At 46.8% G+C, this 18,244-nt stretch carries 16 protein-coding genes and 1 tRNA gene; 4 read left to right on the forward strand and 13 right to left on the reverse strand.

The annotated features are described in order from the left end of the window. Nucleotides 1–70 precede the first annotated feature (70 nt). Both H9L11_RS11390 and H9L11_RS11395 read left to right on the forward strand, forming a co-directional pair. Entirely contained in the window at nucleotides 71–1,015 is a 945-nt protein-coding gene (locus H9L11_RS11390) for a LysR family transcriptional regulator (protein ID WP_017634801.1), read from the forward strand. Nucleotides 1,016–1,272: 257 nt separating this feature from the next. Next, nucleotides 1,273–2,472, forward strand: coding sequence for a NupC/NupG family nucleoside CNT transporter (locus H9L11_RS11395; protein WP_005382298.1), 1,200 nt, complete (start codon nucleotides 1,273–1,275; stop codon nucleotides 2,470–2,472). 68 nt (nucleotides 2,473–2,540) lie between these two features. Here the strand turns inward: H9L11_RS11395 and folD are convergent, their stop codons facing one another. Further along, nucleotides 2,541–3,401, reverse strand: a complete 861-nt coding sequence (folD, locus tag H9L11_RS11400) for a bifunctional methylenetetrahydrofolate dehydrogenase/methenyltetrahydrofolate cyclohydrolase FolD (protein ID WP_005382297.1) — start codon at nucleotides 3,399–3,401, stop codon at nucleotides 2,541–2,543. 203 nt (nucleotides 3,402–3,604) lie between these two features. On the opposite strand from folD, the gene H9L11_RS11405 reads away from it, so the two are divergent. Then, nucleotides 3,605–3,681 (forward strand) — tRNA-Arg (locus tag H9L11_RS11405). A 163-nt stretch (nucleotides 3,682–3,844) separates the two neighbouring features. Beyond that, the gene (locus tag H9L11_RS11410) at nucleotides 3,845–5,536 is read left to right on the forward strand and encodes a class I SAM-dependent methyltransferase (protein WP_005382296.1); all 1,692 of its coding nucleotides are present in this window, start codon (nucleotides 3,845–3,847) and stop codon (nucleotides 5,534–5,536) included. 94 nt (nucleotides 5,537–5,630) lie between these two features. On the opposite strand, the gene H9L11_RS11415 is transcribed toward H9L11_RS11410, so the two are convergent. Genes H9L11_RS11415 through H9L11_RS11470 form a run of 12 tightly spaced genes read right to left on the reverse strand, consistent with a single transcriptional unit; the run spans nucleotide 5,631 to nucleotide 18,241 of the window. Beyond that, nucleotides 5,631–6,854, reverse strand: a complete 1,224-nt coding sequence (locus H9L11_RS11415) for a beta-ketoacyl-ACP synthase (RefSeq protein ID WP_042523982.1) — start codon at nucleotides 6,852–6,854, stop codon at nucleotides 5,631–5,633. Continuing rightward, a complete protein-coding gene (gene fabG / locus H9L11_RS11420) occupies nucleotides 6,851–7,576 on the reverse strand; it encodes a 3-oxoacyl-ACP reductase FabG (RefSeq protein WP_205390760.1) in 726 nt (241 codons plus the stop codon). Before fabG ends, H9L11_RS11415 begins: the two co-directional genes overlap by 4 nt. Next, nucleotides 7,573–8,037: a hotdog family protein gene (locus tag H9L11_RS11425; protein ID WP_017634799.1), complete on the reverse strand. Its 465-nt coding sequence runs from the start codon at nucleotides 8,035–8,037 to the stop codon at nucleotides 7,573–7,575. The genes fabG and H9L11_RS11425 overlap by 4 nt, the downstream gene beginning before the upstream one ends. Then, nucleotides 8,030–9,217, reverse strand: a complete 1,188-nt coding sequence (locus tag H9L11_RS11430; protein WP_042523984.1) for a beta-ketoacyl-[acyl-carrier-protein] synthase family protein — start codon at nucleotides 9,215–9,217, stop codon at nucleotides 8,030–8,032. Before H9L11_RS11430 ends, H9L11_RS11425 begins: the two co-directional genes overlap by 8 nt. 20 nt (nucleotides 9,218–9,237) lie before the next feature. After that, nucleotides 9,238–9,849: a DUF3261 domain-containing protein gene (locus tag H9L11_RS11435; RefSeq protein WP_042523986.1), complete on the reverse strand. Its 612-nt coding sequence runs from the start codon at nucleotides 9,847–9,849 to the stop codon at nucleotides 9,238–9,240. Next, nucleotides 9,846–12,188, reverse strand: coding sequence for an MMPL family transporter (locus H9L11_RS11440; protein ID WP_205390761.1), 2,343 nt, complete (start codon nucleotides 12,186–12,188; stop codon nucleotides 9,846–9,848). The genes H9L11_RS11435 and H9L11_RS11440 overlap by 4 nt, the downstream gene beginning before the upstream one ends. Next, complete coding sequence (locus H9L11_RS11445; protein ID WP_042523990.1) at nucleotides 12,160–12,780, reverse strand: outer membrane lipoprotein carrier protein LolA; 621 nt, start codon at nucleotides 12,778–12,780, stop codon at nucleotides 12,160–12,162. Before H9L11_RS11445 ends, H9L11_RS11440 begins: the two co-directional genes overlap by 29 nt. Next, nucleotides 12,780–13,226: an acyl-CoA thioesterase gene (locus H9L11_RS11450; RefSeq protein WP_042523992.1), complete on the reverse strand. Its 447-nt coding sequence runs from the start codon at nucleotides 13,224–13,226 to the stop codon at nucleotides 12,780–12,782. The genes H9L11_RS11445 and H9L11_RS11450 overlap by 1 nt, the downstream gene beginning before the upstream one ends. Continuing rightward, a complete protein-coding gene (locus H9L11_RS11455) occupies nucleotides 13,226–14,779 on the reverse strand; it encodes an aromatic amino acid ammonia-lyase (protein ID WP_017448720.1) in 1,554 nt (517 codons plus the stop codon). The genes H9L11_RS11450 and H9L11_RS11455 overlap by 1 nt, the downstream gene beginning before the upstream one ends. Continuing rightward, complete coding sequence (locus tag H9L11_RS11460; RefSeq protein WP_205390762.1) at nucleotides 14,763–16,469, reverse strand: glycosyltransferase family 2 protein; 1,707 nt, start codon at nucleotides 16,467–16,469, stop codon at nucleotides 14,763–14,765. The genes H9L11_RS11455 and H9L11_RS11460 overlap by 17 nt, the downstream gene beginning before the upstream one ends. Next, the gene (locus tag H9L11_RS11465; RefSeq protein ID WP_021449611.1) at nucleotides 16,462–16,830 is read right to left on the reverse strand and encodes a hypothetical protein; all 369 of its coding nucleotides are present in this window, start codon (nucleotides 16,828–16,830) and stop codon (nucleotides 16,462–16,464) included. The genes H9L11_RS11460 and H9L11_RS11465 overlap by 8 nt, the downstream gene beginning before the upstream one ends. A 10-nt stretch (nucleotides 16,831–16,840) precedes the next feature. Next, nucleotides 16,841–18,241 carry an AMP-binding protein gene (locus H9L11_RS11470; protein WP_205390763.1) on the reverse strand — a complete coding sequence of 467 codons (1,401 nt, stop codon included), beginning with the start codon at nucleotides 18,239–18,241 and terminating at the stop codon, nucleotides 16,841–16,843. Nucleotides 18,242–18,244 lie beyond the last annotated feature (3 nt).

The raw sequence follows: 18,244 nt of genomic DNA on the forward strand, positions 1-18,244 counted from the left end.
GGCATCCAGTCTTCAATACAAGGGCTCTTCGGAGCCCTTTGTTTTTTCTATAACCAAATCGAGGTAAAGCGTGTTATCTGAACGTGCCGCACAAATGGTGATTTTCTCCGCTCTTCTTAAACACAAAAGCTTCACAGCTGCTGCAAAGAGCTTAGGCGTGTCGGTGTCTCATGTGAGTAAACAGTTGAGTCAGTTAGAAGCGTCTCTTGGTATCAAGCTTGTTCAACGCACTACGCGAAGCTTTACGCCGACTGAGGCAGGGAAAACCTTTTTTCATCACTGTGAGCAAGTGGTACAAGCGGTGAGCAGCGCCACATTAGAGATGGAAACCCAGCGGGATGAAGTGGCAGGTTTGGTACGTCTTGGGTTGTCGCAATCATTTGGTACCTTACACATCATCCCAGCGATTCAAGAGTTACGCGAACTGTATCCTCAACTTCAAGTGGAAGTACATCTGTTTGACTATAAGGTCGATATGTTAGCCGAAGGGCTCGATTTATGGGTAACCAACAATGAGCATTTGCCTGAAGGTTACATTGCGCAGCGTTTGACGGATTGCCAGTTTGTTGTTGCGGCATCGCCAGATTACTTATTGAAACATGACACGCCAACAGAACCTGATGACCTATCTGCTCACAACTGCCTCATATACAGAAGCTGGGAGCGTGACTATACGGGGTGGGCGTTTACCAAAGATCAGCAAGAATTGAATGTAAAAGTTTCGGGTAACTATTCAGTGGATCTGGCAGAAGCCGTCCGGGATGCTGCTATTGCAGGTTGGGGTATTGCCTACCTTGCCACTTACTTGCTGGGTGATGAGTTCAGAACGGGTAAGTTAATACAGCTGTTACCTGACTGGAAAGCCAGCCAGTCGATGCCGTTTTATGCGGTATACCCAAGCCGCCAACATATGCCAAAAAAAATATCCGCAGTGATTAACTTTATCAAACAGAAGATCGGCAACCCTTGTCATTGGGACCAACGTTTGGCGCCTTACATCTCTATTCCTAAATAACAGGATCAATGACGTTGTAGAACGACATATAAGGTGATTCACTTCACAAAAATTTTTCCTGAATCAGAAACATATTTTCCATATGGAAATAATTAAAATAAGCAAACGTTTATCTTCAATAAATTCAATTGGTTATTTTATTGGTCAGTTATTGGTCTCTTAAACTTTTCACACTGTTAACATCCTCAACTTGCAGCATTTTGAGTCCGCTATACAATCCGGTGCCTTCCATATCCCCCTTCTGTCGGATTCATTTTATGAACTCAATTATTGGTATCGTAGCCATACTATTCCTAGCATGGCTACTTTCTACAAATAGAAAAAATATAAAGCTGAGAACGGTGTCGTTTGCGTTTGCTTTGCAGGTACTGTTTGCGTTGTTGGTTTTATATGTACCAGCAGGAAGAGATGCGCTGAATTCAGTGAGCAGTGTTGTGTCGAATTTGATCAACTATGGTCAAGAGGGCATTGCGTTTTTATTCGGTAATTTGGCGACAGGGGGCTTCACCTTTGCGATCAATGTTCTGGGTATCATCGTTTTCTTCTCCTCTCTTATCTCAGGTCTTTATCACATTGGTGTGATGCCAAAAATCATTAACTTTATCGGTGGTGGTATTCAAAAGCTGCTGGGTATCGGTCGTGCGGAGTCTTTGTCTGCAACAGCAAACATTTTTGTCGGTACCATTGAAGCACCATTGATGGTAAAGCCTTACCTAAAACACATGACTGACTCGCAGTTCTTTGCAGTTATGACAGGTGGTTTAGCGTCAGTTGCTGGCGGAACGTTGGTCGGTTACGCATCACTGGGTGTCGACCTCAACTATCTTATTGCAGCTGCATTTATGTCGGCACCTGCCGGCTTGTTGATGGCAAAAATTTTAATGCCAGAAGATACGGATAAAGCAGCAGATATCGACATTAGCCAAGTTGAAATTCCACGTGCAACCAACGTAGTAGAAGCATTAGCCGATGGTGCCATGGCGGGTGTACGCATTGCTGTATCGGTCGGTGGTACGTTACTGGCGTTTATTAGTGTCATTGCAATGCTAAACGGTATGTTAGGTTGGATAGGTGATCTGATTGGGACACCATTAAGTTTTGAGCTCATCCTAGGTTTTGTGTTTGCGCCGGTCGCTTGGTTGTTGGGTATACCATGGCAAGAAGCAACCACAGCAGGCTCGTTGATTGGTAACAAGATTGTTGTGAATGAGTTCGTCGCTTTCATCCAGCTTGCAGAAGTGAAGTCTCAACTTAGTGAACACTCACAAGCAATCGTGACGTTTGCTTTGTGTGGCTTTGCAAACATCTCAAGCATGGCGATGCTGATTGGTGGGTTGGGCTCTTTGGTACCAGAAAAGCGTGCATTTGTTTCTAAGCATGGTTTCCGTGCGATTATCGCTGGTGTCATGGCGAACTTAATGAGCGCTTCGATTGCGGGCGTGATTTTAAGTCTGTAATTGAAATAGATATCAACAATTAGCAAAAAGGCTCCTTGCGGAGCCTTTTTCGTATCTGAAGTTTTACGTTATTTGTCTGTGTGGAACTGTTCGCAAGCGAGCATCGTGTTCTCAATTAAACTTGCGACGGTCATTGGGCCAACGCCACCAGGAACAGGAGTAATAAAGCTCGCACTTTCACGTGCTTTGTCGTACTCCACGTCGCCAACTAGTTTGCCTGAGTCAAGACGGTTAATACCGACATCGACCACCACTGCGCCTTTTTTAATCCACTCACCAGGGATGAAGTTAGGCTTACCAACCGCAACCACGACAACGTCAGCTTGACGCACATGACTCTCTAGGTCTTTGGTAAAACGGTGACATGTTGTTGTTGTGCAGCCCGCAAGCAGCAGCTCAAGTGTCATTGGACGACCAACAATGTTTGATGCACCAACCACAACCGCATGTTTACCACGTAGCTCAATGTTGTAACGGTCGAGTAGGGTAATTATGCCCTTTGGCGTGCAAGAGCGAAGCTTTGGAATACGCTGCGCAAGACGACCAACGTTGTAAGGATGGAAGCCATCCACGTCCTTCTCTGGGTGAATGCGCTCTAAAACATGTGTTGTGTCTATGCCCGCAGGAAGGGGTAATTGCACTAGAATGCCGTCAATTTCATCATCGTTGTTTAATTCATCAATCAGAGCTAGTAACTCTTCTTCTGAGCTAGACGCAGGAAGGTCAAAAGACTTAGAAACAAACCCAACTTCTTCACATGCGCGGCGTTTGCTACCGACATAAACCTGAGAAGCAGGATCTTCACCAACTAGAACCACTGCTAAACCAGGAGCACGTAGCCCAGCTTCAACACGTGCTTTAACACGTGCAGCCACTTCGGATCGAACAGTTTGGGAAATGAGAGTTCCGTCTATATTTTGAGCAGTCATGACTTTCCTTATAAATTAAGAAGGCAGATTATCTGCGGCGCATTGTCGCAGAATTTCTTATTAACATCCATACGCAAACGTTTGCTTTGTGGTGTTTTTGAACATTAAGCGTTTTAATGGACTTTTTTTAGGCATTCAGATCAGAATGTTATGAAAACCCGTTGATTTACCCGTTTGAACTCGTATAATCCTGTCCCTGTAGCGCGCCCTTAGCTCAGCTGGATAGAGCACGTCCCTTCTAAGGATGTGGTCATTGGTTCGAATCCAATAGGGCGTGCCATTTATTCAAAAGCCTCGATAACTCTTTGAGTTGTCGGGGCTTTGTCGTTTTTAGGTTTTTGGCTGTAATTGCCACTCTATCTACAACTTTTGAATGGCATTCTAGCCATTGCAATTTCTAGCAATTAATATGGACGCATATTAATTACCTTTCGTTAACCTTTATGCCTGCCACTTCTAACTTTTATGACCGACACGCCGACTCTTTCGCGAAGCAATACACATCGATCCAGTTTGAGGATGTCCACGCGAGTTGGAGAGTCTTCTGGCCCCAGGCTGGAGATCGTGTGTTAGATGTTGGCGCGGGCTCTGGTCGAGACGCGAAATGGATGGCTGAGCATGGGTGTGAAGTTGTTGCGATCGAGCCTGCTCAAGCACTTCTAAGGCTTGGTAAGTCTTACTGTGGCGATTCCGTTACTTGGCTTGAAGATGCATTACCTAAGCTTGAGAAAACCATTAATCTTGGCTTTCGCTTCGATTTAATTCTTGTCAGTGCGGTATGGATGCATCTTGCGCCTACGCACCGTGAACGTGCATTTCGCAAACTTGCAAATTTGTTAGCGCCTAATGGTCGATTGGTGATTAGCCTTCGTCACGGTGACTTTTCTGACGGTCGTAAAGCTTATCCCGTATCGGTTGAAGAGCTCGAAAAGTTTGCAAAGAATAGCGCTTTAATGGTGAGAAACGTATCTCTCGATGACGATCAGTTAAAGCGAACGGGTGTATCTTGGCAAACTGTAGTGATGTCTTTGCCTGATGATGGTTCCGGTGATCTGAATAAGGTTCGCCACATTATCGTCAATGATTCCAAATCGGCTACCTATAAGCTCGCACTACTACGTACTTTACTACGTATTGCAGACGCTCATTCTGGTGCAGTGGTTGATCGCAGCGAAGGTAAAGTTGCAATCCCATTAGGATTAGTTGGCTTATATTGGATTCGTCAATTTAAGCGTTTAATCGATAAAGAGAACATCCAGCAAAGCTCGAACTCGTCTAAAGGGCTAGGTTTTATAAAGCCCGATGGCTGGGGCAGACTTTCCCATTTAAGTCCTGATGATCTTGCTATAGGCACGACATTTTTTGGTGAAGATGCAGTGGCGCTTGATAAAGCGATAAAAGACAGCTTAAAAACCATAAAAGATGGTCCCGTCACTTTTACCTATCAAGGTGATAAATCAAACCCTTACTTTGAAATGATTCGTTCAGCTAAGAAGCCAAAACGTTCAATTGTTGTGGATAGCGAGTTCCTCGAAGGTTATGGGCTGTTTGTGTTGGATGAAAGCCTTTGGGATTGTTTTCGATTGTATAACTCTTGGATTGAGCCGCTGGTGGTCAACCAATGGATTATGGAAATGCAACGATTTCGGTCTAATCAAGAGCGGGGTATTCCACTGCAAACGTATCATGATTGTTTGGTCTGGATTGATAAAGACCATGATACGCGAGTCGTGCGAAAGAGAATTGAACAGTTGAAGCTCAGCCATTGCGACATTGTCAGTGTATGGAGTGGAAGCAAATTACGAAATGAGTATCACGTTGATCACTGTTTGCCATTTGCTTATTGGCCCAACAATGATAAGTGGAACTTACTACCAACATCTAAGGTTGAAAACCTAAACAAGCGTGATCGTATTCCTGCTAGCTATCGATTAAACGCATCCAAGCCGCGAATTTTGGATTGGTGGCAGTTAGCTTGGGGAGAGACGGATAATTTGAGTCGGACGTTTTTTACCGAGGCTTCATTGTCGCTACCTAATGTGCCTGCATCTTGTCAAGATTTTGAGCATGTCTTTGAAGCGATGGGATTACAAATTCGTGGTGTTAAAAGTCGCCTTTGTATCGCGGAATGGTAATGTCTTGTTTGCCGTTACAGCGTGATATATGAACCTGATAGGCAACCAACAAAAAAGCGCTGGTTAACCAGCGCTTTTGCATTTACTAAGGGCATTACATCTTTTTAAAGATGATGGAGGTGTTGATGCCGCCAAAGGCGAAGTTGTTACTCATCAAATATTTCACGTCCAGCTCTCGGCCTTGTCCGGCGATGTAGTCTAAATCACCACATTGCTCGTCGAGGTTTTTTAGGTTGAGCGTTGGGTTGAACCAGCCTGTGTGCATCATTTCTAAACCTAGCCACGCTTCAATCGCGCCACAGGCGCCTAGTGTGTGGCCAAAGTAGCTCTTGAGTGAACTGATTGGCACTTTGCCCAGAGCATTCGCTGTTGCGTTGCTTTCCGCAATATCGCCGCGGTCGGTGGCAGTGCCGTGAGCAGATACATAGTCGATCTTCTCAGCAGGAATGCCCGCGTTTTGCAAAGCCATTTCCATACAGATTTGCATGGTTTCCATCTGTGGTTGAGTGACGTGTGCGGCATCACAGTTGCTGGCAAAACCGATGATTTCTGCATAGATTTTCGCGCCACGAGCGACGGCGTGTTCGTACTCTTCCAGAACTAGCGTTCCCGCACCTTCACCAATCACCAAACCATCGCGATCGGAGTCATAAGGTCTTGGTGTGCTTTTCGGGTCTTCATTCTTCAGACTGGTGGCAAAAAGGGTATCGAAGACAGCGGATTCCGTTGGGCACAATTCTTCAGCGCCACCAGCAACCATTACCGTTTGGTAGCCATGTTTGATCGCTTCGTAGGCGTAGCCGATTGCTTGGCTGCCAGAGGTACATGCACTGCTGGTTGGGATCACTCGGCCTTTCAAACCGAAAAATAGACCAACGTTCACTGCTGTGGTATGCGGCATCATCTGCACGTAAGTCGTTGCGGTGATCGCTTTGGTGGTTTTCTCATTCAGCATGACACCAAATGCACCGATTGCATCAGTACTGCCTGTTGATGAGCCGTATGCGATACCCGTTTGACCATTGGTGAGTACGTCGTTACCAATCAAACCTGCTTGGCTCAGTGCGTTTTCTGTTGCGACGGTCGCCAATTTGGAAACACGCCCCATGCCGCGTACTTGCTTGCGCTTGTAGTGCTTTGGCAGTTCAAAATCTAAAATTGGTGCCGCGAGCTTGGTGTTCAAACCATCATACTGTTCGTAAGAAGGCATGTATTGCGTCGCGTTCTGGCAGTCACGCAGTTTTGGTTCGACAGATTGCCAATCGTTACCAAACGCAGTCACGCCCGACATTCCGGTTACAACAACTCGATGGCTCATACTAGGCCTCCGTTTACCGAAATGACTTGGCGAGTTACATAGCCTGCGATGTCAGACATAAGGTAACTGACTAAACCAGCAACTTCTTCTGGCTCTCCCATGCGGCGCAAAGGAATTTGCGGCATCGCATGTTCTTTCACGTGTTCGTCTACCATGCCTGTGTCGATAAGCCCTGGAGCAACGCAGTTGACGGTGATTTTGCGTTTTGCCAGTTCAAGCGCGAGTGATTTTGTTGCACCAATTACGCCCGCTTTCGCTGCGCTGTAGTTAGTTTGACCACGATTCCCCATTAGGCCAGAGACTGATGCAAGCGTAACAATTCGGCCGCCTTTGCGCTTTTGCACCATTGGCATAACACAAGGGTGAAGAACGTTGTAGAAGCTGTCTAAGTTGGTATGAATCACACCATCCCATTCTTCTTCGGTCATCGCAGGGAAAGCGGTATCTTTTGTGATGCCAGCGTTGTTTACTACGCCATAGTAAGCGCCGTGTTCGGCGATATCGGCTTCTAGCTTCTCACGACAATCTGCACGGTCACTGATGTCGAATTGGATAAGACGACCGCAACCACCATGCTGTTCGATGGTGTTTAGGGTGTCTTGCGCGCCTTGTTGATCGCCCATGTAATGGACAATGACTTGGAAACCATCTTTGGCTAATTGAACGGCAATGGCTTTACCGATGCCTTTGCTGGCACCTGTAACGAGGACTTGTCGGGTCATTGTTGACTCCTGATTTTCATTTCTTGTAATTTTTCTTCTGATGGAACGTAAACGTTCAATTGGCAAGTCGCTACAACAGTTCCTTGTAGCTCAATACGGGCTGAAAAAACCGCCATACCGTTATCTTCCATAACTTTTTCAGCATACACATCGAGCACCTGTCCGCGAGAAAACGTATCGCATTCAGACGTGTATCGACGGCTACCAAGCAAAAAGCCAATCGGTGGCGCTTGTTCTTTCATTAATGCGTGGTAACCAGACCACGCCGCGACAGATTGCGCCATAAACTCAATGCCAACGTAAGCTGGCACAGTTTGAGAGGCCGAGTCGAAGAACGGGTTGTGTTCTGCGATATCAACCTGGCAGTGAATCGTATCTTGTTGAACATCCAAAGCACGATCGACCAAGATCATTGGTTTGTCGTGTGGCAAAAGTTGTTCGATGGGAGGAAGTTTAGTCATGAGCGTAACCAAAAATAAGACTAATATTGTTGCCACCAAAAGCAAAAGAGTTGCTGAGAATCGCTTTGTTACCCAGTTTGGTTGGCGTCTCAACTAACGATATATGGATATCGTCTGCCTTGGTTTCGCAGTGTTGTATTGGCAAATCAAGGTTGTACTTGAGAATATGCCAAGCGATCGCGGCTTCCGTTGCACTTGCTGCGCCTAATGTGTGTCCGGTAAGTGGCTTTGTCGAGCTTACGGGAACGGAGTCACCAAAGCAGCGATGAATGGCTTTGCTTTCCATCGCATCGTTTAACGGCGTTGCTGTGCCATGCGCGTTGATGTAACCAATGTCTTGCGCTGTAAGTCCTGCATTGGCCAACGCTTTTTTCATCGCTTCTTCTGCGCCTAACCCTTCTGGATGTGGTGCGGAAATATGGTGTGCGTCTGAGCTGTCGCCAGCTCCGAGAAGAGCAACGGGCGCAGGTGTTTTGCTTAGCAACATTAATGCTGCGGCTTCACCGATATTGATGCCGTTGCGATGTTGGTCAAACGGCTTACAAAGGGTATCGGATAGAGCTTCTAAACCGTTAAAGCCGTTTAGTGTGAGGCGACAAATGGTATCCACACCACCCACAATAACCGCATCAACAATGCCAGAGCGAATCAGGCGTTGCGCGGTTAAAAAGACACGGCCACTAGAAGAACAGGCGGTTGAAACTGAGTAATGTGGGCCGCTCAAATCAAAGTAGGCGGCAATAAAATCGCTGCAGTTGCCAAGCTCTTGTTTGGTGTAATGGTAGTCGGCAGGAAAATTACCCTTTGCCAGCTTTTCACCAAATGCGATTTCGCCATCTGAAATGCCAGATGTGCTGGTGCCGATCACGACTGCGATACGGTCACGACCATATTTAGCAATGGCGTCACGCACGTCGCCTTCGATTTGCTGCAAAGCCGAAAGTGCGAGGCGGTTGTTTCTCGTATCAAACTGGCTGAGTGCGGTCGGTAATTGCGGTAACGCCTGTGCGATTCGACCGATTACTGTTTGGCGGCCTGAATTTAAAATATCTTGGTCAACCACCATGTTGGATGGCTTCGCTCCCGATAAACACTGGTGGATGAGCGCATCATCTTGTCCCATGGCAGAGTGAAAGCCACAGGCCTGAATATACAAAGGTTGAGAAGAGCGAATAGGCATATTGTTATTCTAAATTGTTCTTAATTAATCTGATGTTGCAGTGTTTGAATAGAAATTGAAAACTGATGCTTGAGGTGGTGAAAATCAATCTTACCCTCTAACTTGTTAGAAGAGCTGTATTGAATCTCAATGATCTTTTCACCGTCGCTATCAAAGATGGCGCGAGAATTATTTTTATCAATAATTCGCCACCTTACCTCATTTAACGATCCTTCCCAAGCGGAACTCGGCCAGAGCGTGATCATCAGGTTAAATAATACCTGTTCTGGCTGCGGTAGCGAACCTTGTAAACCGTTGAGCACTTCGGTTTGAATTTGTTCTCCATCGTAAGACAGTGAGAGTACTCTCGTCCCCCAGGATGAGAAGCCTGCCAGCACCACTTCGTTGTTGATCACTTGCAGTTGTACCGGAAGTTGCTCAGATTTGGTTTTACCATCTATTGCCCAAGAAGCCGTAATTAACTGACTGGCAGACAACTGATAGCCCAAGCTTGCGGGAGTGGGCAAGCTAACTTGGGTGTGCTCGGCAATGTCGACCTGAGGCGTCGATTGGTGAGGTACCAAGCTGCATGCACTTAATAACAGACTCAGTGTGATGAACGTCGCGTAGCGAAAGGCGTGATTGAAAATCATGACGTCGTTTCCTCTGTTTTAATTGCAATCGGAGAGAGCAGCCAAGCGACCAAAATACCACTTAATACCGTAATGCCGAAACTGTGAATCGCGTGAGTTTGGCTGAGTGACAGCAACCCAAATGACAACACAGTGGTCATTGCCGAAAGGGTGATCGCCAATAGTGTACTCACACTGCGGGCTTTCTCGGCAAAGAACAGAGTGTAATCGATCCCGATACCAAGAATGAGCACCAAGCCAAGCAAGTTGAACAGGTTTAATGTTGTTCCCATCGCGACAGCAGTTGCCAGACCGCAGGCGCAAGCAATCAATGATGGCAGTAAAACTCGCCAACTGTGTTGCAGACCGTACCGCTTGATTAATACCAGAAAGATCAAAGCACCGGCGGCTGCCAATAGCTCCATGATTTTGATTCGGTATTCACCAAATAGGGCGGATATTTCTTCAGCTTTGTTTAGGTAGACAACATCAGACTGTGATTTGGCAAATGCCTTAACAACAGCGGAGTCTTGCAATTGGTTTAACACCACAACCGTTGCTGATTTTTCTTTAATTTTACCCAAATGAAGAAAACGTACAGGCGCTGATACCGGGTTTTGCAAGTACTGTTCAACCGTAACAGGGATAAAGTCGGCGTCCATTTTGGGCTTTTTACTTAAGCCCAGCCCGGAAGCAATTGGGCTGGATTGTGTCGCGTAAAGATCGCGAATCAATTGATAGTCTTGTTGCTGACGTTCCACTGAGCTCAAGTAGCGGCTCAGACTCTGGTAGCTTTCGATGGTGCTGTCCGCTTTCCACGCTTCTAAAGTTGGCGTCAAAGACTCCAGCTTTTTCATTAGGTTTTCGTCATCGTCGGCGGTAACGACCAACATTTGCTGTGAAGATTGCATGCCACTGAGCGTCGTAATCAAGGTTTCTTGTTGCTTGAGATCCTTCGGCATCGTTTGCAGCAGACGAATGTCGTCATCGTAGTTCAATTGCAGCAAGAAAAAGCCACTCGCAACCACACATAACATCGGTAATCCGACTTTAATTCGAGGTTGATTCCAAAGCGTTAACCATTTCGCCAACAGTGATTGTCCCGGTAAATTCGAAATGGAGCGCGATGGGTTACGAGCCAGTATCGGATACCAAGCCACCACGGTGATGTAAGCGGCAATCAGACCAATGGATGAAAACAGCGCAAGCTGCTGCAAACCAGGAAACGGTGCCACTAACATGCCCAAATAGCCGATCAAACTGGTGATTAAGCCAAGTGTGATCGCTATGAAAATATGCTTTAACCCTTGCTCGCTATCCCATTCATTTCCCGCCGCAAGGCGTTCGGTTAGGTAGTGGAATGCGTAGTCGATAGACACGCCGATTAAACTTGCGCCAAACACTAAGCTGAACAGATGGACTTTTCCAAAAATCCACGTCGTAACGGACAACGCAACGAGCAAACCAATGGTGATGGAAAGCAGTGCCAGAGACAGTGGCATCACACTACGAAAGACCAACACGAACAATGCAATGATACCGAGCAGAGAGAACATACCGATGGTACTGATCTCCGATTTGGCACTTTGCGTACCAAAGTCGGCGTAAAATAGAACGCCAGTATGTGCGACTTCAGCGCCATATTTCTGAGCGACGCTTTGTTCTAGCGCTTGAATATCAGGGACTGCAAGCTGCCCAGTTAGGCTATAAGGCGAGTCTTTTAGCTCAGCAGTAATAAGCAAGTATTGAGCACCGTCTTTTTCGACGGATAGATAGCCGTTATCCAACCGGAAAGAGGAAGATTGCTGGGTAACTTGGCTTAAATAATCACGAAATAACAAGAAAGGGTCATTTTGTAACTCTTGCCCGGTCACTCCAGAAAACGGGTTGTACAGAGACTGAATTACATGCTGCACTTGCTGCTCTGGATTTTTGCTTAAACGCTCTCGTTGTTCAGGCGTCAGCAATTGGAAACGGTGCTTAAAGTAGTAACTCGCCCAAGCTTGCTGCTCTTGAGGTGAGATTTTTCCCACCACATCGCGAAAATGATTACTTTGTCGTAACCCCTTATCAAATTCAGTGGCCGCTGCAAAAAGGGCATTTTTGTCCGGCGCTGTGATCACGAAAATGACTTTGTCGCTCATACTTGCCGAGACCGACTCAAAGGCTTGCTCAGCCACTGGGTTTTGTTGGTTCTTCGGCAACAGTTTTAAAATGTTGGTCTCAATCGGAGATTCTGCACTCCAAACCCATTGTTTGAGTAGCAACGCGCCCGCTAAAACAACGAGATTGAGCCAAACCAGAGCAAAGGTATGAGTGCCAAGACTGAGTTTAGAAACGGAATTGAGCGTCTTCGGCATCCGTGAGTTCCTGAGGTAGAGAGGTCTGGTTTGTAAACGTGATTTCGGTCTTATCGCCGCGCAGCTCTTGCAGGGTTAGGCGATCAATATGCGTTTTACCGGAAAGGGTGATGGCTTTAAACACCGCATTTAATGGCGAATGTTTGGGCACTAAAACGAGCTGCCACTGATTGTTCTCAACTGAAAAATCGAGTGTGAATTGTTCTTGCAGTGCAGAAGTATCCCCGTGGAACACGGATAAAAACACATGGCTAAAGTAGAACGCCATTGGGTTTTCTTCAGCAGAGATCGTTTTCGGATCTTGGTTGGCAAAAGTCTGACGAAGTTTGTTTTCCGTCAATACCAAATTGACTGCGAAAGGTTCTGTTTGTTGCCACAACAAGCCATGTGTTTTGCTCAGTGTGAACTGACCTTTAGAGGTTAGAGGTTGACTGAACATTTCCAGATGACGCTGCTGCGTAAAATCTCCGCGCACGATTTCATGCTGAGACAACTGCTGCTGAAGCGATGCCAAATCTGTTACGTTTGCTGTCGGTGTGGCCAGTGCTGGAACAGAAAATATCAACAAAAAAGAGAGTAACCACTTTTGCATTAGTCCAGACTCCCATGGTTGTGCCATTGCTCTACTTTATCTAAAAAGATTGCTGGAGAAACAAAGCACATCTCTTGCTTTTCAATGGATACGGCGACTTGCGTTGTATGCGCTTTGCACATACGTTGATTCGTTTCGGCGTCGTAAATCACGTAATCCACACGTAAGCGGTTTTCCCACTCAGTGAGTTGCGCGGTAATGCGAATGGTGTGATTAAACGGAATCGCCTTCACGTATTTAACGCGCGTGTCGATGATCGGCCACATGTACCCAGAGTCTTGCATATCGCGATAGCTGTATTGGATCTTTTCCATCAGCACACGACGCGCTTCTTCAAAATATCGAAAGAAGTTGCCGTGATAAATCACGCCCATCGGGTCAGCATCTTGGAATGAGGTGACCATAGTCACCTCCGCTTCTAATGGGTAGAGAACCTGCTCTTGCATTATACCTCCGCGTAGAGTGGCCAATGACGTTGCTGAATGCGTTCAATGAAATGGCGCAAATCTTGTTCCAATGGGCGATCTTCAATCACAAATTCAAACTCGCTCAGTACTGCGTCACGAATTACTCGCAAACTCTGACTCATGTGGTGTTCGTCCAATTCGTTATGACGACGACGAATCTCAACCGCTTGAACGCTTGCTAGGAGTGAAGCCGCAGCAACTTGCTCTGTTAACTCAAGTACGCGTAAGCAATCACGAGCCGCGATGGTGCCCATGCTCACTTTGTCTTGGTTGTGACATTCGGTTGAGCGAGAAAAAACGCTTGCTGGCATGGTGTTTTTCAACGCTTCTGCCGTCCAAGCTGAGATACCAATCTGAACCGCTTTAAAGCCGTGGTTGATCGGTTTACGCTCGCCTTCTGCACCGGTTAAGTTAAACGGCAGGCCGTTATTGAACTTGTAATCCATCAATTGCGCCATCTGACGATCCAGCAAATCAGCTAAGTTGGCAATGTTCACTTTCAACGTATCCATCGCCATTGCGATATGACCACCGTAGAAGTGACCGCCGTGCAGAACGCGCTCATTGTCGCCATCGATGATTGGATTGTCGTTGGCACTATTTAGTTCATTCTCAATCAATTGACGTAGCCAAGGCAGTGAGTCTTGCACCATGCCAATGACGTGTGGCGCACAACGCAGCGAGTAACGATCTTGCAGTCGGTCGCTATTGCGTGGCGGACGCTCAGCATTGAGATCATCACGCAGCCAAGCCGCAACTTGCTGTTGACCAGGATGAGGTTTTACCGCAAACAACGCTTCATCAAAGTGGAAGTCATTACCTTGCATACCCACAGAGACCATCGCGGTAATCTTGGTGCAAAGCTGCGCTAGGTATTCTGCACGTTTGTAGGCAAGACAGGCGAGGGCCGTCATCACAGATGTACCGTTCATTAACGCCAAACCTTCTTTTGGTTTTAGGCGAATTGGCTCAATGCCCAGCTCTGCAAACACTTCTTGTGTTGGTCGCACATCACCTTTGTAAAGCACTTCACGTTCGCCAATTAAGGTCGCCGCTAGGTAAGACAGAGGCGTTAAATCGCCACTTGCGCCCACCGAGCCCTCTTGTGGAATACGTGGCGCAATGTCGTGGTTGATAAGCGTAACGATTTGGTTCAACAGATCGTGAGACACGCCAGATACGCCTTGCGACAATGAACATAAACGTGTTGCCAGCACCGCACGAGCTTGCTCATGAGAAAGGATTTGACCTAAGCCACAGCCATGGAAGCGCGTAAGGTGCAACGGAAGTTCATCCACAAGAGCGGGTGGAATCGCCACAGTACATGAATCGCCGTAACCCGTAGTCACGCCGTAAATAACGCCTTCTTCTTTCAGTAATCGTTCCAGAAACGCCACGCCACGATCAATTTTCGCGGTAAATTCTGGCGAGGTGTTCATGTTTGCCTTTGCACCTTGAGCAATGGCAACGACATCTTCGATGGTTAAAGATTGGGCACCAAAAGTGATGTTGTGATTATTGTTGTTTGTCATGTGGCTGATTACTTAAAGTCCAGAAGTTAAAAAAGTTGTACCACTGTAACGGCGCTTGCAGTGTGTGGTGTTCTAATCTTTTTGCGTACTGTTGAACAACGTGTTCTAGTGCCTGCTGACGCTCCTTGCGCGGTAGCGTGATTTGGTCACTAAAGTGTTCAAAGTACACATTAAAATGCGGAGTGTTTGCTTCATCGTCGCGTAGGCCGAAGAGTAGATAAACCGGCGCTTTTAATACCGAGGCCAGCATGAATGGGCCTTGCGGGAATGGTGCAGGTTTACCAAGAAAATCTGCCCAAACGACACGATTTTCTTTGCTGGTGGAAGTGCGATCGCCAACGATCACCACCCATTCGCCTTGCTCGATTTTTTGTTGAAGCAGAATCGCGGTGTCTGGTCCCATTGAGCTGACTTGAATCAGATTCAGTTCCGAATTTGGGTTTACCGCCTTCATTACAGCATTAAATTGTTCAGCGTGTTGGGTAAATACCAAGGCATTGATTTTGACATGAGAGTGTCGACGACCAAGCGCGCGGCAGAGTTCGATATTGCCAAGGTGCGAGCCTAAAATGAGCACGCCTTGTTTTTTCTGCGCCATCTCTTCGAAATGATGCTGGCCGTGAATGGTTAGGTTATCGACGTTAAAGTCACCTTGCCAGGCAGCCAGTTTGTCGAGCATGGTTCGCCCAAAAGAAAGCAGATGATGATAGCTGTCCAACTGTTTTGGTAGTGCGATGCTCTGCTGCGTTGCGTAGTACTGCAAGTTTTGCAGGTAAACCTCAGACGCTTCACGGGCAGATTTACCCGTGAAGTGGTAGTAGCGCATGACTAATTTTAAAATCAGGTCAAACGCTTTTCTGCCGAACAAGCGGTAAACCGAGAGTAAGGTTTTGATGCCTAAAATCGTGCCTTGTTCTTTTCGTTTCGACCAGTGGGCATTATTGTCATCTGTGTTTTGGCGCTTTCTGGCGAGTAGCGAAGGAATGCGCGGCAACATGCCAAAAAATAGGCGAGTGTGCATCCAGCTTATCTTGACGTTGTCCCACAATGCGTCGAAGTGGGAAATGCCACCTTCAGGGTAGATCACGCGCGTTGGAACAAAATCAATGTCGACGCCTTCCCAATACATTCGCACCAGAATTTCGATATCAAAATCCATGCGTTTGCCGATGTTGTACTTGTTCAACACGGCGACCGTTTTCGCCACTGGGTAGGCGCGGAAACCGCACATGCTATCTTTGATAGACAGTGACAAGGTTTCTATCCACACCCAAACGTGCGTAGCGTAGCGACCATACAAACGGGATTTAGGTACGCTCTCGTCGTATATTGGTTGGCCCGAAATCAGGTTATCTGGTTTTGTTTCGCTGGCGCTGAGCAATTTCGGCAATGCTTCTAGGTCGTGCTGACCATCTGCGTCGATTTGAATGGCGTGCGTAAAACCAAGTTGGTGAGCTTGATGTAGGCCAGCCATCACTGCGCCACCTTTACCTTGGTTTTCGCTCAAACTAATCAGTTTTATCAGCCCTTGCTCACTCAACGCTGAAAGCGCTTGTTTGGTGTCTTCATTGCTGCCGTCGTCCACGACAAGCACTGGCAAATCGAAAGAGGATAACGACGCAACCACGTCTGCAATTGTGCTGCCGTGGTTGTAGCAAGGAATTAAAAAGCAGGGACGGTAATCACTCACGTGACTCACCCAGTTTCATTTTGCCTGAAGAGTGAGTCACCAAGGTTTCACCGTTTTTCGATGTGTACTTAAAGGTCAATTTCTCGCGCTCATTGTCCCAAGAGAGTGAGAGACAAACGTCGGCGTTTGGCAGAATCGGCTCTTGAAATTTGATGACTTCCATTCCTTTAAATACCTTGGGAGTGTTCAAATATTGAACGGCGTAGAACAACGCCCAGTCAATTTGAGTGACGCCGGGTAAAAGAGGAAAGTGACTGAAATGACCTTGGAAATCTAAGATGTCAGCATCCACACGCAGCGAAAGCTCCGCGGTGTGGTCACTCACTTCAATATTCTGAATGGTTGGTTTTCTTTTATCCATGTTACTAGCTTTATTGGAATAGTTTTTCAATTTCAGCAACTTGGCGTTTGCCTTGGCTGTTCAATGGAATTTCGTCGACCACTCGGAATTTTCTCGGGATAGCGATCGGTTCTAACCAATTGCGCAGTGCCTTGCGAAGTTCAAGCCAAAACTTGCCTTTACCAAGTTCATCAAGCACATCACCGCCTTTATCGTTAAGTACGATGATTGAGACTAACGTGAGGCGACCAGATTCTTCCATTGGGATCACCACGCTTTCTTGAACCCACGGCAATTGCTCTAAACGTTTTTCCACTTCGACAAGGGAAATACGCTTTTCTTCGACTTTGACGATTCGGTCAGTGCGTCCACGCAATTCAAAAGAAATACTATCATGGAAATAGCATTCATCCGCAGTTTGGTACCAAGTGTTTTCATCAATGTGTGGCGAGCGGAGCTTTAAACAATTTTCATGGTTAAGCTCGGCTTCAACACCAGGGAATAACGTCCAGGGAGTACTGGCTTCGTGCTGCTGACGGTAAGCAATGCCGCCGGTTTCTGTGCTGCCAAAAACTTCAATAGGAAGTGACCCAAACAACTGCTGGCTGTGCTGCGCCGCTTGGTTTGGCAAGGGGCCACCAGAAGAAAATACACACCGAATCGCAACCGGATCGTGCTCTTCACTGAGTCGTTTAAGTAACGCAGGGCTACTTACTAGCGTGGTGTCAGCATCGGCGTGATGGACAATTTGCTCTGGGAACTCTAGGTTGTGTGCTGAAAATGGACGTGCAGAGCACAAAGGCCACAATACGCGGAACAGCAAGCCGTAAATGTGTTGATGAGAAACGGTGCTTTCAACGCGTGTGTTGGCAACTGTGTCGCCCCATAGGTTATCTAGAATAGAAACTTCGATATCGAGCTGTTTAAGCGTTTTTGCAATGGCTTTTGGTGTGCCGCTTGAACCCGAAGTGAATAGCGTTACCGGTATTTCCGCTAGGTTTAATTCTCGCCAAAAATAAGGTTGTTTGGCCTCTGGCTCGTTAATCACGGTGGTTTCTAGCAATGATTGAGCTTCGATCAAAAGCGAGCTCACCAGTTCTGGAACCGAGACATCGGCATCATGCAGCAACAAATCGTAGTGCTCACTGAGCTCTTTGAGTGCTTCTGGTTGGTAATTACCAGGTAATACAATGGATTTTCCTGCATAACAACAAGCAAAAAAGCCAACGGCAAACAGGTAGCTGTTGCCAAAACACAACGCAATGTTTTGCGTTGGTTGGGTTTCTAACTGCTGAGCAAGTGTTGCGACGTGCTGCTGGAAATCACCCCACGTGATAACCGTGTCGCGCTCGTAAGAGACTGGGGATTGCTCAGACCTCTCTGCGATGAACAAGGTCGCTAGGGAGGTAAAGCTCGAATACGTTGTATTCATACG

Origin of the sequence: Vibrio sp. sp1, assembly GCF_016920955.1 — a bacterium.
GTDB lineage: Bacteria > Pseudomonadota > Gammaproteobacteria > Enterobacterales > Vibrionaceae > Vibrio > Vibrio alginolyticus.

What these genes read in the sequence shown, in the direction of transcription:
- H9L11_RS11435 (WP_042523986.1), bottom strand. Translation starts at nt 9,849, where the DNA reads ATGATTTTCAATCACGCCTTTCGCTACGCGACGTTCATCACACTGAGT.
- H9L11_RS11450 (WP_042523992.1), bottom strand. Translation starts at nt 13,226, where the DNA reads ATGCAAGAGCAGGTTCTCTACCCATTAGAAGCGGAGGTGACTATGGTC.
- H9L11_RS11415 (WP_042523982.1), bottom strand. Translation starts at nt 6,854, where the DNA reads ATGAGCCATCGAGTTGTTGTAACCGGAATGTCGGGCGTGACTGCGTTT.
- H9L11_RS11410 (WP_005382296.1), top strand. Translation starts at nt 3,845, where the DNA reads ATGCCTGCCACTTCTAACTTTTATGACCGACACGCCGACTCTTTCGCG.
- H9L11_RS11425 (WP_017634799.1), bottom strand. Translation starts at nt 8,037, where the DNA reads ATGACTAAACTTCCTCCCATCGAACAACTTTTGCCACACGACAAACCA.
- H9L11_RS11440 (WP_205390761.1), bottom strand. Translation starts at nt 12,188, where the DNA reads ATGCCGAAGACGCTCAATTCCGTTTCTAAACTCAGTCTTGGCACTCAT.
- H9L11_RS11465 (WP_021449611.1), bottom strand. Translation starts at nt 16,830, where the DNA reads ATGGATAAAAGAAAACCAACCATTCAGAATATTGAAGTGAGTGACCAC.
- fabG (WP_205390760.1), bottom strand. Translation starts at nt 7,576, where the DNA reads ATGACCCGACAAGTCCTCGTTACAGGTGCCAGCAAAGGCATCGGTAAA.
- H9L11_RS11445 (WP_042523990.1), bottom strand. Translation starts at nt 12,780, where the DNA reads ATGCAAAAGTGGTTACTCTCTTTTTTGTTGATATTTTCTGTTCCAGCA.
- folD (WP_005382297.1), bottom strand. Translation starts at nt 3,401, where the DNA reads ATGACTGCTCAAAATATAGACGGAACTCTCATTTCCCAAACTGTTCGA.
- H9L11_RS11470 (WP_205390763.1), bottom strand. Translation starts at nt 18,241, where the DNA reads ATGAATACAACGTATTCGAGCTTTACCTCCCTAGCGACCTTGTTCATC.
- H9L11_RS11430 (WP_042523984.1), bottom strand. Translation starts at nt 9,217, where the DNA reads ATGCCTATTCGCTCTTCTCAACCTTTGTATATTCAGGCCTGTGGCTTT.
- H9L11_RS11395 (WP_005382298.1), top strand. Translation starts at nt 1,273, where the DNA reads ATGAACTCAATTATTGGTATCGTAGCCATACTATTCCTAGCATGGCTA.
- H9L11_RS11455 (WP_017448720.1), bottom strand. Translation starts at nt 14,779, where the DNA reads ATGACAAACAACAATAATCACAACATCACTTTTGGTGCCCAATCTTTA.